This is a genomic window from Aquitalea magnusonii (assembly GCF_002217795.2).
GTDB classification, from domain to species: Bacteria; Pseudomonadota; Gammaproteobacteria; order Burkholderiales; family Chromobacteriaceae; genus Aquitalea; species Aquitalea magnusonii_B.
This window is the reverse complement of the sequence record NZ_AP018823.1, coordinates 4,043,034-4,057,126: the sequence shown is the minus strand read 5'-3', so window position 1 is coordinate 4,057,126 and position 14,093 is coordinate 4,043,034. Positions and strand designations below refer to the sequence as shown.

Annotated in this window: 6 protein-coding genes; all 6 read left to right on the top strand. The window is 61.8% G+C overall.

Annotation, left to right across the window (positions count from 1 at the left end):
* Positions 1 to 33: 33 nt before the first annotated feature.
* The 6 genes from DLM_RS18960 (at position 34) to DLM_RS18935 (ending at position 13,967) form a co-directional block, all read left to right on the top strand.
* Entirely contained in the window at positions 34 to 1,485 is a 1,452-nt protein-coding gene (locus tag DLM_RS18960; RefSeq protein WP_089082555.1) for a M48 family metalloprotease, read from the top strand.
* 303 nt (positions 1,486 to 1,788) lie between these two features.
* Complete coding sequence (gene aceE, locus DLM_RS18955; protein WP_089082556.1) at positions 1,789 to 4,452, top strand: pyruvate dehydrogenase (acetyl-transferring), homodimeric type; 2,664 nt, start codon at positions 1,789 to 1,791, stop codon at positions 4,450 to 4,452.
* Between the two features lie 138 nt (positions 4,453 to 4,590).
* On the top strand, positions 4,591 to 6,261 hold the full coding sequence (aceF, locus tag DLM_RS18950) for a dihydrolipoyllysine-residue acetyltransferase (RefSeq protein WP_089082557.1): 1,671 nt from the start codon (positions 4,591 to 4,593) through the stop codon (positions 6,259 to 6,261).
* A gap of 137 nt (positions 6,262 to 6,398) precedes the next feature.
* Positions 6,399 to 8,198: a dihydrolipoyl dehydrogenase gene (gene lpdA, locus DLM_RS18945; RefSeq protein WP_089082558.1), complete on the top strand. Its 1,800-nt coding sequence runs from the start codon at positions 6,399 to 6,401 to the stop codon at positions 8,196 to 8,198.
* A 199-nt stretch (positions 8,199 to 8,397) separates the two neighbouring features.
* Entirely contained in the window at positions 8,398 to 10,146 is a 1,749-nt protein-coding gene (locus DLM_RS18940; protein ID WP_231959904.1) for an autotransporter assembly complex protein TamA, read from the top strand.
* Complete coding sequence (locus DLM_RS18935) at positions 10,146 to 13,967, top strand: translocation/assembly module TamB domain-containing protein (RefSeq protein WP_089082559.1); 3,822 nt, start codon at positions 10,146 to 10,148, stop codon at positions 13,965 to 13,967. Before DLM_RS18940 ends, DLM_RS18935 begins: the two co-directional genes overlap by 1 nt.
* The last annotated feature ends 126 nt before the right edge of the window (positions 13,968 to 14,093 follow it).

Below are 14,093 nucleotides of genomic sequence, written 5' to 3'. Positions count from 1 at the left end.
CAACCAAATCGCCGTTGCCTGTTCACACCCAAGATGAAAAAGACTTTGCTTGCCAGCCTGCTGGCCATGGCACTGAGCCAACCACTGCTGGCCTATGCCGACCTTCCTGCGCTGCCCGATCTGGGCGATATTTCCGATAGCACGCTCTCGATAGCAGATGAGGCCCGAATCGGGCGCGATTTCATGCGTGCCATGCGTGATGACGGCGACGTGCTGGATGATGCCGAAGTCAATGACTACATCAACACCCTGGGTCATCGTCTGTCGGCCAGCGTACGCGTACCCGGCCTGCAGCTGAGCTACTTTGTGGTCAACGACAAGCAGATCAACGCCTTCGCCATGCCCGGCGGCTATGTGGGGGTGAACAGCGGCCTGGTGGTGGCCACCCAGAGCGAGGGCGAACTGGCCTCGGTAGTCGGGCATGAAACCGCCCATATCACCCAGCGCCACATTGCCCGCATGCAAGCGGCCAGCTCGGCTACCAGTCCGCTGTTACTGCTGGGCACGGTGCTGGCTGCCGTGCTGGCTTCCCGTGCCGGCGGCAGCCAGGCATCCATCGGTACCTTGTCGGCCGGACTTGGCCTGCAGATTTCCAATCAGTTGTCGTTTTCACGCGATTTCGAACGCGAAGCCGACCGTGTCGGCATGCAATATCTGGCGCAAGCCGGTTTCGATGTGCGCGCCATGCCGGCCTTCTTCCAGCGGCTGGAGAGTGCCAACCGCTACAGCGACAACAATGCCTATGCCTTTCTGCGCACTCACCCGGTCACCTCGCAACGTATCAGCGAAGCGCAGAACCGCGCACTGGAATACCCGGTAAAAATGAAAGCTGACAGTACCGCCTACCTCTTGGTACGGGAAAAGCTGCGCACCATGGTGCTGGCACCGGATGAGGCGGTGCGCTACTACCAGACCATGCTGGATAAAGGTCAGTATCTCAATGAAGGTGCAATGTGGTATGGCATGTCGCGCGCGCAGTTAGCCAGCCATCAACTGGCCGCAGCCAGAACCGCGCTGGGCAAGGCGGAAGCACGCTTGCCGGCGGATCCCATGTTGTTTGGCCAGCAGGCCGCCATCGCGCGCGAAGCCGGTGACTGGGGCGCGGCACTGGCCAGTCTGCGGCGTGGCCAGCAGGCCTTCAAGGACAGCCAGCCCTTGCAAATCGCCGAGCTGGATGTCCTTATAGACAGCGGCAACCGGACGGCGGCACTGGCCCTGCTGCGGCAGTTGCAGGGCCGCTATCCGAATGATGCCGCGCTGTACCGCCGTGAAGCCAGGCTGTATGCGGATCGGGAGCCACAGCGCTACCACGCCGCACTGGGCAACGCTTTCTACTTTGAACGACGTTACGAAGCGGCGCTGGAACAGTATCAGTTTGCCTCTCAGGCCAAGGGCGACGACTTCTACCTGCGCTCCTCCATCGAGGCGCGCATGCGCGAAGTTGAAAAACTGCTGAAAGAGGAAAGGAAGGATTCGGGGAAATAAACCGGTGTAGACCTTGCAGGGGGCGGTATCGCAAAAAAACAACATGATGCAGCGCAATATCCTGATAAATGGAGCAAATATTCAGTGATAACCCTAATTGCCTATTCCGCTGTTGCCTCCTGAAACTATACACTCCGCAACACCAGAGGGCATTTTCATAAATGAACATTTTTATTGCGAAAGTGATCGTTTATAATCTGTCCCTAACGAGTCCGGTTCGTTTTTTCGTTTTCGATCCGGTAACACAATAAAGCGGGTCTGGACCTGATCCAGGCCCCGGTCACCCCGATGTGAGGATGAGATATGGCTGCAACCTTCCCTGACGATATCGATCCCCTGGAAACCCAGGAGTGGACTGAAGCGCTGGAGTCGGTTCTGGATACCGAAGGTTCCGAGCGCGCACACTTCCTGCTGGAAACCATGGTTGAGCGCACCCGCCGCCGTGGCGCTTACCTGCCTTTCGACGCGACTACCGCGTACCAGAACACCATCCCGGTGGGCAAAGAACAGAAATCCCCCGGTAATCACGAGATGGAGCACCGCATCCGCTCCATCAACCGCTGGAATGCCGCTGCACTGGTTCTGCGTGCCGGCAAGAAAAACCTGGAGCTGGGTGGTCACATTGCGTCCTTCCAGTCCTCCGCCACCTTGTATGACGTAGGTTTCAACCATTTCTGGCGCGCGCCGAACGACGAGCAGGATGGCGATCTGGTGTACTTCCAGGGCCACATTGCGCCGGGCGTGTATTCCCGCGCCTTCCTGGAAGGCCGCCTGACCGAAGAACAGCTGGACAGCTTCCGTCAGGAAGTGGACGGCAACGGCCTGTCCTCCTATCCGCACCCGTGGCTGATGGACGACTTCTGGCAGTTCCCCACCGTATCCATGGGTCTTGGCCCGCTGATGGCCATCTATCAGGCCCGCTTCCTCAAGTACCTGGAAAGCCGTGGCCTGGCCCGCACGCCGGGTCGCAAGGTATGGTGCTTCTGCGGTGACGGCGAGATGGACGAACCGGAATCCCTGGGTGCCATCGCCCTGGCCGCGCGCGAAGGTCTGGACAACCTGATCTTCGTCATCAACTGCAACCTGCAGCGCCTGGACGGCCCGGTACGCGGCAACGGCAAGATCATCCAGGAACTGGAAGGCGACTTCCGCGGTTCCGGCTGGAACGTGCTGAAAGTGATCTGGGGCAGCCGCTGGGATCCGCTGCTGGCCATGGACACCAAGGGCCTGTTGAAGAAACGCATGGACGAATGCGTGGACGGCGACTACCAGACCTTCAAATCCAAAGACGGCGCCTACGTTCGCGAACACTTCTTCGGCAAGTACCCGGAGCTGCGCGAAATGGTGGCCAATATGTCCGACGACGAGATCTGGGCGCTGAACCGTGGCGGCCACGATCCGCACAAGGTCTACGCCGCGTACTACGAAGCCACCCACAATGCCAATGGCCGTCCGACCGTGATCCTGGCCAAGACCATCAAGGGTTATGGCATGGGTTCGTCCGGCGAAGCGCAGAACATTGCCCACCAGGCCAAGAAGATGGATATCGAAAGCCTGCGCAAATTCCGCGACCGCTTCGGTATTCCGGTGTCCGACGAAGACCTGCCGAAGGTGCCGTACTACAAGCCGGCTGATGACAGCCCGGAAATGAAGTACATGCGTGAACGCCGCGCCGCGCTGGGTGGTTACCTGCCGGCCCGCAAACCGGTGAAGGCCCCGCTGGCCATCCCGGGCCTGCACGTGTTCGACAGCCTGCTGGGTGATTCGGGTGAGCGCGAGTTCTCCACCACCATGGCCTTCGTGCGCATGCTGGGCACCCTGCTGAAAGACAAGAACATCAGCAAGCAGATCGTGCCGATCGTGCCGGATGAATCCCGCACCTTCGGTATGGAAGGCATGTTCCGCCAGTACGGCATCTGGTCCACCCAGGGTCAGAACTACGTACCGCAGGATGCCGACCAGCTGATGTTCTACAAGGAATCCAAAGACGGCCAGATGCTGCAAGAAGGCATCAACGAGCCGGGCGCGATGTCTTCGTGGATTGCCGCAGCGACCAGCTACGCCAACCACGGCATCCCGATGATTCCGTTCTACATCTACTACTCGATGTTCGGTTTCCAGCGTATCGGTGACCTGGCCTGGGCGGCTGGCGACATGCGCGCCCGTGGCTTCATGCTGGGTGGCACTGCCGGTCGTACCACCCTGAACGGTGAAGGCCTGCAGCACGAAGACGGTCACAGCCACATCCAGGCTGGCCTGATCCCGAACTGCGTGTCCTACGACCCGACCTTCGCTTACGAGCTGGCAGTCATCCTGCAAGATGGCCTGCGCCGCATGTATGCCGAGCAGGAAGACGTGTTCTATTACATCACCCTGATGAACGAGAACTACACCCACCCGGCCATGCCGCAAGGCGCCGAGCAGGGCATCATCAAGGGCATGTACCTGCTGAAGGACGGCGGCGACGCCAAGGTGAAGGTACAGCTGATGGGCTCCGGCACCATCCTGCGTGAAGTGATTGCCGCGGCAGACCTGCTGCGCAACGACTTCGGCATCGCGTCCGACATCTGGAGCGTGACTTCCTTCAACGAGCTGCGTCGTGACGGCATGGAAGCTTCCCGCTTCAACCTGCTGCACCCGACCGAAGCTGCCCGCAAGTCCTTTGTCGAGCAGCAACTGGAAGGCCGCAGCGGTCCGGTGATCGCCGCTACCGACTACATCCGCAACTACGCCGACCAGATTCGCGAATACGTACCGGGTCGCTACGTGGTACTGGGCACCGACGGTTTCGGCCGCTCCGACAGCCGCGCCAAGCTGCGCGAGTTCTTCGAAGTGGACCGTCACTACGTCGCCGTGGCTGCCCTGTCCGCCCTGGCCCGCGAAGGCAAGATCGAAGCTGCCAAGGTGGCTGAAGCGATTGCCAAGTACGGCATCAAGACCGACAAGCTGCCTAGCTGGAAAGCGTAAGCCAGCGGGAGTACGGGAGTGGGGAGTAGGGAGTGGATGCCCGGCCCCGCTCAGTCAGGCCAACGAATTCATGGAGTAGTGAGTGGACAGTGCGCGGCGTGGGGACTCCCCACTCGCCACTCCCCACTCCCAACACATATGAGCAATCTGATCGAACTGAAAGTGCCCGACATCGGTGGGCACAGCAATGTAGACATCATCGAAGTATTCATCACCGCCGGTCAGACCGTGGCGGTGGACGACTCGCTGATCACCCTGGAAACCGACAAGGCCACCATGGAAGTGCCGGCTGAAGCTGCCGGTGTCATCAAGGAAGTGAAAGTCGCTGTTGGCGGCAAGATTTCCGAGGGCGACGTCATCGCCATCCTGGAAGTCGGCGCCAGCGCTGCCGCGCCGGCTCCGGCCGCCGTGGCAGCTGCTGTTGCACCGGCCCCGGTTGCCGCCGCTCCGGCAGCTGCACCGGTTGCAGCGCCTGCCGCACCGGCTGCCGCACCGGCTGCCAGCGGTCGCATCGACATCGTGGTGCCGGATATCGGCGGCCACAACGGTGTGGACGTGATCGAAGTATCGGTCAAGGTGGGCGACGTGATCAGCGTGGACGATTCGCTGATCACGCTGGAAACCGACAAGGCCACCATGGAAGTACCGGCCACTGCCGCTGGCAAGGTAGTTGAAGTCAAGGTTGCCGTTGGCAGCAAGGTAAGCCAGGGCGACCTGATCGTGGTGGTGGAAGGCGCTGTTGCTGCTGCCGCTGCTCCGGTGGTCGCTCCTGCCGCAGCACCGGCCCCGGCCCCGGCTGCCGCTGCGCCGGCTCCTGTCGCCGCTGCGCCTGCCGCTGCTGCACCGGTTGCCGCCAGCGCCAGCCTGCCCGCCATCAACGAAGCCAGCTTCTCCAAGGCCCATGCCGGTCCGTCGGTACGCCGTCTGGCCCGCGAACTGGGTGTGGACCTGGGCCGCGTCAAGGGTACGGGCCGCAAGGGTCGCATCATCGACGCCGACGTGAAGGCCTTCGTCAAGAGCGTGCTGCAGAACCCGGTGGCTGCCGCCCCGGCCGCCGCTGCTGGTTCCGGTGTGGGTCTGGACCTGCTGCCGTGGCCGAAGGTGGATTTCGCCAAGTTCGGCCCGATCGAAACCAAGCCGCTGTCGCGCATCCAGAAGATTTCCGGTGCCAACCTCAGCCGCAACTGGGTGATGATCCCGCACGTCACGTTCAACGACGAGTGCGACATCACCGAGCTGGAAGACTTCCGCAAGACCATCGGCAAGGAATGGGAAAAATCCGGCCTGAAGATTTCGCCGCTGGCCTTCATCATCAAGGCCGCTGCCGAAGCCCTGAAGGCATTCCCCACCTTCAACAGCTCGCTGGATGGCGACAATCTGGTGCTCAAGCAGTATTACCACATCGGCTTTGCCGCCGACACGCCGAATGGCCTGGTGGTACCGGTCATCAAGAACGTCGACCAGAAGGGCATCAAGCAGATCGCCAAGGAACTGACCGAGCTGTCGCTGCAAGCCCGCGAAGGCAAGCTCAAGCCGACCGACATGCAAGGCGCCACCTTCACCATCTCCAGCCTGGGTGGTATCGGTGGCAGCAGCTTCACCCCGATCGTGAATGCGCCGGAAGTGGCCATCCTGGGTGTGTGCAAGAGCCAGATCAAGCCGGTATGGAACGGCAAGGAATTCGCACCGCGCCTGATGTGCCCGCTGTCGCTGTCCTTCGATCACCGCGTGATCGACGGTGCGGCTGCCGCGCGCTTCACCGTGCATCTGGGCAAGCTGCTGTCCGACGTGCGTCGCCTGATCCTCTGAAATCGTGAGTAGGGAGTGGGGAGTCGTGCTTGCTGCAGGCAGGTGCTCCCCATCGGGAAAACGAACTGATAAAGGAAGTGGGTGGTGGATGGCGGGTGGAGTAACTCCCTACTCGCCATTCCCCACTCCCAAAAGCCATGAGCAATCTGATTGAACTGAAAGTCCCGGATATCGGCGGCCACAGCAATGTGGACGTGATCGAAGTCTTTGTGAAGCCGGGCGATGTGGTGAGCAAGGATGACAGCCTCATCACCCTGGAAACCGACAAGGCCACCATGGAAGTGCCGGCGGAATCTGCCGGTGTGGTGAAGGAAGTCAAAGTGGCCGTGGGCAGCAAGGTGAGCGAAGGTGACGTGATCGTCATCGTTGAAGCTGCTGCCGCCGCCAGCGCGGCCCCGGCAGAAGCCAAGCCGCTGGAAACCACCGGTGTGGCCTCTGCTCACACCGATGCCGGTTTTGCTCCGCAGGCTGCCCCGGTGGCCGCCAGCCACGCGGGCGGTGCCGATGTCGAATGCGACGTGATGGTACTGGGCGGTGGCCCTGGCGGTTATTCCGCTGCCTTCCGCGCCGCCGACCTGGGCCAGAAAGTGGTCATCGTCGAGCGTTACTCCACCCTGGGTGGCGTGTGCCTGAACGTGGGCTGCATCCCGTCCAAGGCCCTGCTGCACAATGCAGCCGTGATTGACGAAGTAAGCCATCTGGCTGCCAACGGCATCAAGTTCGGCAAGCCGGAAGTGGATATCGACCTGTTGCGCGGCTACAAGGAAAAGGTCATCGGCAAGCTGACCGGTGGCCTGGCCGGCATGGCCAAGGCGCGCAAGGTGCAAATCGTACGTGGCAATGGCCGCTTCATCGACCCGCATCACATCGAAGTGTCGGTCACTACCGGCAACGGCCGTGCAGAGAGCGGCGAGAAAACCATCGTCAAGTTCAAGAACGCCATCATCGCCGCCGGTTCGCGCGTGGTGAAGCTGCCGTTCATTCCGGATGATCCGCGTGTGGTGGACTCCACCGGCGCGCTGGAACTGAAAGCCGTGCCGGAAAAGATGCTGATCATCGGTGGCGGCATCATCGGTCTGGAAATGGGTACTGTTTACTCCACGCTGGGCGCCCGCCTGGACGTGGTGGAAATGCTGGACGGCCTGATGCAGGGTGCCGACCGTGACCTGGTCAAGGTATGGCAGAAGTGGAATGCCCACCGCTTCGACAACATCATGCTGAACACCAAGACCGTTGCCGTCGAGCCGAAGGAAGACGGCGTGTACGTCACCTTCGAGGGCGAGCAGGCACCGAAAGAACCGCAACGCTACGACCTGGTGCTGTATGCCACCGGCCGTGCGCCCAATGGCAAGCTGATTGGTGCGGAAAACGCCGGTGTGGCCGTGACTGACCGCGGTTTCATCCCGGTGGACAAGCAGCAGCGCACCAATGTGCCGCACATCTACGCCATTGGTGACATCGTCGGTCAGCCGATGCTGGCGCACAAGGGCGTGCATGAAGGCCACGTTGCCGCAGAAAACTGCGCTGACCACAAGGCCTTCTTCGATGCCCGCGTGATTCCGGGTGTGGCCTATACCGATCCGGAAGTGGCCTGGGTGGGCATGACCGAAGACGAAGCCAAGAAACAGGGCATCAAGGTGGAGAAATCCGTCTTCCCGTGGGCTGCGTCCGGTCGCGCCATTGCCAATGGTCGTGATGAAGGCTTCACCAAGCTGATTTTCGATCCGGCTACCCATCAGGTGATTGGTGGCGGCATTGTCGGCCCGCACGCCGGCGACATGATTGGTGAAATCTGCCTGGCCATCGAAATGGGCTGCGATGCCGAAGACATCGCCAAGACCATTCACCCGCACCCCACCATGGGCGAATCCATCGGCATGGCCGCCGAAGTATTCGAGGGTAGCTGCACGGACCTGCCGCCGCAGCGCAAGAAGTAAGCTGCCAGTCCGGCCGTAAGGCCGGGCAGGCTGCCTGCAGTCCCGGCCCGCCTCTGGCGGGTCGCGTCTTATCTCTCTCAGTCTTGTGGCGGATCATTCCGCCATTTTTTATGGCAGCCGTGCAGAGCAGTCTGCCGACAGTCCTCGCCAGACTGAACCAGTTTCGCTACCATCAGTCGGATTCCAGATGAATGCCGACATGCTGCCACGAACCTCTCCCCTTGCCTTGTCATCCGCCCTTGCCCTCACGCTGTGTGCCGCACCAGCCTGGGCCAAGGTGGATTACACCGTCAGTGTGGATGCTCCATCGACGCTGGCCAGCCTGCTGAACGATCACCTGGAACTGGTTTCCGCCAGTAACGATGCTGATCTGGATGAGTTTCAGCTACAGGCCATCATCAAGGAAACGCCGCATGCAGCCCAGGCCTTGCTGGAGACCGAGGGCTACTTCAGTGCCACCATCCGGGTGGAGGAACCGACAGAACATCACTATGTGATCAAGGTTGATCCGGGCGAGCCGGTCATCATCGACGACGTTACCCTGCAGCTTGGCGGTGACATCCGTCAGCAAGCCGATTACCAGAAACGGCTGGCCGCCGTGCTGGAAGCCTGGTCGCTGCCCATTGGCGCACCATATCGGCAGGACGACTGGAGCAGCAGCAAACGCGCCATCCTGCGCCTGCTTACCGTCGATCGCTTTCCGCTGGCAAAAATCGTCAAGAGCCAGGCCGACATCGATCCGCAAACCCAGCGCAGCCAGTTGCTGGTGCAGGTGGATAGTGGCCCCTTGATCCGTTTTGGTCCCACCCATATCACCGGCAACCAGCGTTATCCCTTGAGCGTGGCAACCGGGCTGGCGGATTTTCAGCAGGGCGACCCCTATCAGCAAAAGAAGCTACTGGATTATCAGTCTGCGCTGGAGCAGGCCGCCCAGTATTCCGGGGTGGTGGTGAGTGCCGACATGGCGCGCATAGACAATAACCAGGTGCCGGTAGAGGTGAGCCTGACCGAGTTTCCCAAGCAGAAGCTGGAATTGGGCCTGACCTACGACTCGGAAGACGGGCCCGGTACCCGCATCGGCTATGACTACTACAATCTGTTTGGCAAAGGCTGGACCGGTTCTGCCTTGCTGGACTGGAAAAACAGCGACCGTAACCTGAGTTTCGGCCTGGGTTTTCCACGCCAGGCCGACAACTATTCCCATTCCATCACCTCATCTTTCAAGCAAACCGATATCCAGGGGGTGAAAACCACCACCATTGATGCCGGTGCCTGGCGCATCCGCAGCCATGAAAAGATCAATGCCCGTTTCGGCGTGGAGTTCATCCAGGAAAAGGAAACCATCGGCAATACGCCCAGCAACAATACCGCGGCCCTGCTTGGTGTGTTTGGCTGGACGCGGCGCGATGTGGACGACACCTTGCGTCCCCGCTCCGGCACCTTGCTGGACACCTCGCTGTCCAGCACGCTGGGGAGCGCGTTGTCCACCACCAGCTTTGTGCGGGGCTATGCGCGTGGCGTAGCCTACTGGAGTCCATGGCCCAAGTACGGCACCTTGCTCACCCGGCTGGAAATCGGTCAGGTCTGGGCCAAGGACAGTGATGAAGTGCCATCTTCCCAGCTATTCCGTGCCGGTGGTTCCAATAGCGTGCGCGGCTATGATTACCAGAGCCTGGGTCTGCCTGGGCCGGATGGCGCGGTGGTCGGTGGCCGTGTCGTGGCCACGGCCACGCTGGAGTACCAGATTCCGGTGGCCAAGGACTGGGCGCTGGCGCTGTTTCACGATGCCGGTAACGCGGCGCAAAGCTGGCAAAGCTTCAAGCTGGAACACGCCAACGGTATCGGTGTGCGCTGGATGAGTCCCATTGCACCGCTGTCCATGGATATTGCCAAGGCAGAAAAGGACGGTAAGTTGCGCTGGAACATGAGCCTGGGGCTGGCCTTCTGATGCAGGACGCTCCCTTGCCAGACCAGGCAGCAGGGCCGCAGGCCAGCCCGCCACCTCTGCCAAAGCCGCCACGGCGCCGCTGGGGCCGCCTGCTCTGCCTGCTGGTGCTGCTTGTGCTAGGTGCTGTGCTGGGCTGGCTGGGTGGCAGCACACAGGGTCTGGCCTGGCTTTGCCAGCAACTGCCGGCACTGAGCAATCAGCAATTGAGCATTGCCCGTAGCGAAGGCAGCCTGTGGTCCGGTTTTACCCTGCACGATATCCGCTGGCGCGCACGCTATCAGGATGTGGATATCGACCGCCTGCAACTGCAATGGCAAGCCAGTGATATGTGGCAGCGGCGTTTGCAGGTACAACTGCTTGATATCGGCCATGTACGGGTAAACAGCCGTCCGGCTCCCGCCACGCCTGCTGCCGGGGCTCCCGTTTCTTTGTCCTTGCCGCTGGATGTCCGCGTCGAACAAGTAAAACTGGCCAGCCTCACCCTGCTGCCGGCGGACGTCAGGCTTTACGGCTTGCAGGCCAGCTATGCCTACCAGAACCAGCAGCATCAATTGCAGTTGGCACAGCTGCAAACACCATGGGGCAGCACCAGCGCCCGTCTGTCCATCGCCGATAGCACACCATTTGCCACCCAGGGCCAGCTCCGCGCCCAGGGCGAGCTAGAGCAGATTCCAGTACAGGCCGGGCTGAAGCTGGCAGGCAATCTGCTGGCCTTGCAAGTGGATGCGACAGGCAGTGGCAAGGGCATGTTGGCCGAGGCGCACGGCTTGTTACGGCCATTTGCCTTTAACCCTTATAACCGTTTCGGGCGGCTGGACATCCGGGTGGGCGGTATCAACCCGCAAGCGCTGTTGCCGAGCTGGCCCAAAGCACGGCTGGGTTTTGCCGTGCATGCCGAGCCGGAAGGCGGCGCCCGCATCAAGGGCGGCTTGTCCTTGCTCAACAGCCAGCCGGGGCCGGTATCGGCCAGCCAATTGCCCTTGTCGCTGCTGGTGGGTGAGTTCCGGGCCGATGACAAGATGCTGCATCTGGACAAGCTGATGGCCCAATTGGGCGCAGGCCAGCTCAATCTGACCGGTAAGGTGGAGCCTGGCTCGCTGGATATCGTTGCGCTGTTGCACAACATCAGCCTGAAAACCCTGTATGCGACCGCGCCGGATGACACCATCAAGGGAACGGCCCGTGTTGCCGGACCGCTGGCCGGGCCGGATATCCGCGCCAGCCTGTATGGCAAGTCCTTGCAACTGGAAACCGCCTTGGCCTTCGAGCAGGATGGGGCCGGTAAAACGCTGCTGCTGCGCCAACTCGATCTGACTGCCGGTGCCGGCAAGATGAGTGTGACGGGCAAGTTGGGCTTGGAAGGAAAGCAGCTTTACCAGTTGGAAGGCAAGCTGCTGAAAGCCGACCCCGCCCGGCTCAAGCCTGGTTTGCCCTCCGGCGAGCTGAACGCCGCCATCAAGGCCAGTGGCCAGTTGGCCCAGCCGCTGGCCGGCAAGATTGCCTTGCAGTTTGCGCCCAGCCGACTGTCCGGTGCGCCGCTTGGCGGCCAACTGACAGCAGACTGGCAGGGCCAGCGCCTGCGGCAATTGCTGGCTGATCTCAGCCTGGCCAGCAACCGTCTGCAAGCCAGTGGCGCTTATGGCGTGGCTGGCGACAAGCTCAAACTGCTGATCGATGCGCCCAATCTCGCGCTGTTGGGGCCTGGTTTTTCCGGCAACATCAAGGGACAGGCCTTGCTGGCCGGCACGCCCAACGCACCGTTGCTGACCACCAGCCTGCGGGCTGACCGGCTACACCTGCCCGGCAACCTTTCCGTGCAGACGCTGAGTCTGGACGGCGATATCCAGGCCGCAGCAGGCAGCCCCTTCCGCCTGCAACTGGTGGCCGACAGACTGCAGGCCGGCAGTTTCAGTGCCGAGCAGTTGCGCGCACAGGGCAATGGCACCCGTACCCGCCATCATCTGCAGTTGGATGGCCGGCTGCGTCTGGCCGGTCAGGCTTATCAGCTACAACTGGCAGCCAGCGGTGGATTGCCGGCCAATAGCAGCCAATGGCAGGGCGTGCTGGAGCGGCTGGAGCTTTCCGGCAGGCCGGGCCTCAGCCTGCAGTCGCCGTTGGCGCTGGAAGCCGGACCGGCAAGGGTCAGGCTGGGGGCGGCCCGTGTGAACATGCTGGGCGGCAGTGTATCCCTGACCGACCTGGACAGCAGCAATGGTGTGCTGTCTACCCGTGGGCATGCTGAAGGTTTGCATCTGGCCGAGCTGGCGGGTGTGCTGCAACTCCCGGTGGAGCAAAACCTGGTGCTGGATGGTGGCTGGGCCTTGAATCTGAATGGCAAGCAGCCACAGGGCCAACTTTGGCTGAAGCGGGTGGCCGGCGATATCCGCCTGCCCGCCGAAGCCGGACGACCCGCGCCCTTGGGCTTGAAGTCCGCCCAGCTTAATCTGCGCTTTGATGGTGGCAGCCTGCGGTTCGACACCGCCATCGACAGCCAGTATGCCCAACTCGCGGGGAAAGGCAGCTTGCCATGGAACGGCGGCAATATCGATGCCCGGACCCCGCTATCGGCCACTGCCACGGTGCTGCTGCCCTCGCTGGCATCTCTGGCACAACTGTCATCGCCCGCACTGGAGCTGGGCGGCCAATTGTCAGCCAATCTGGCGCTGACCGGCCCGCTAGGCCAGTTGCAAGGGCAGGGCAGCATCCAGGGCAGCAAGCTGCTGCTGGCCGATCACCGGACCGGTATCCGTCTGGGCGATGGCGTATTGCAGGCACATCTGAATGGTCGCAGCCTGGTACTTGACCGCCTGCGCTTTGCCAGCGGTCAGGGCGATGTGGTGGCCACTGGCAGCCTGGATCTGCGCGAGGCCGGGCCGGATGCGGTGGTGCGGGTGGCACTCAACAAGTTCAGCGTGTTCGACAAGCCCAGTCGCAAACTGGTGGTGTCCGGCAATGCCGAACTGAGCATGGTTGAGCACAAGATTGCGCTCACCGGACGAATCCGCGCTGACCAGGGGCGGATTGACCTGCCCAAGGGCGGTGCTCCCACGCTGAGTGACGATGTGGTGGTGAAGGGACGTAGCGTGGCGGAACCCTCAGCCTTTGCCAGTCTGCCGCTGACCGTGGCACTGGATCTTGATCTGGGCGACCGCTTCCGTTTTGTCGGTCAGGGCCTGGATGTGGAGTTGACCGGCGTGGTCAAGGTAAGCGCCAGTCCGGGACAGCCGCCGGGGGCGCGCGGCCAGGTGCGGGTGGTGAAGGGACGCTACAAAGCCTATGGCCAGGAACTGGACATCGAACAGGGCATCATCAGTTTTGTCGGCCCGCTGGATAATCCGGTGCTCAATGTCGTGGCCAAGCGCCACCTGTCGCCGGTCGGAGCCGGCGTGGAGGTATCCGGCAGTGTTTCCGCACCGCGCATCCGTCTGGTGGCGGATGAGTCCATGTCGGAAAAGGACAAGCTGGCCTGGCTGGTGCTGGGGCATGCCGCCAGTGGCGACCGGGATGATTCCGCGCTGGCGGCCTCCGCCGGCATGATGCTGGCCGGCTCCATCAACGATCAGGTCGGCCTGTTCGATGAGCTGGGTTTGGCCAGTCGCAAGGAACGGACCCTGGCAAATGGTACGGTTAGCCCCGCCGAGCAGGTGGTGACGGTGGGGCGGCAACTGACCCGTGAACTGTACCTTGGTTATGAATACGGTGTGACCAGTGCCGACCAGGCCGTCAAACTGGCCTATCAGCTCAGCAAGGGTTGGTCCATGGTATTACGGGCTGGAACCAATACCTCGGTGGAATCTCGCTACACCCTGCGCTTCGACTGACACCGCGCTGCCAGAGGCTGGCCTTGGCCGGCCTCTGGGTCAAGCTGCCCTTTGTCCCTGTATCGCACAACCCTACTTTTCTTTCAGTCTCTGCACTCCTGCCCCAGCCTTTGCGGAGACTTCACA

Bases quoted from the DNA above. Each gene is read 5' to 3' on its own strand.
- DLM_RS18960 (WP_089082555.1), top strand. From the start codon at position 34: ATGAAAAAGACTTTGCTTGCCAGCCTGCTGGCCATGGCACTGAGCCAA.
- aceE (WP_089082556.1), top strand. From the start codon at position 1,789: ATGGCTGCAACCTTCCCTGACGATATCGATCCCCTGGAAACCCAGGAG.
- aceF (WP_089082557.1), top strand. From the start codon at position 4,591: ATGAGCAATCTGATCGAACTGAAAGTGCCCGACATCGGTGGGCACAGC.
- lpdA (WP_089082558.1), top strand. From the start codon at position 6,399: ATGAGCAATCTGATTGAACTGAAAGTCCCGGATATCGGCGGCCACAGC.
- DLM_RS18940 (WP_231959904.1), top strand. From the start codon at position 8,398: ATGCTGCCACGAACCTCTCCCCTTGCCTTGTCATCCGCCCTTGCCCTC.
- DLM_RS18935 (WP_089082559.1), top strand. From the start codon at position 10,146: ATGCAGGACGCTCCCTTGCCAGACCAGGCAGCAGGGCCGCAGGCCAGC.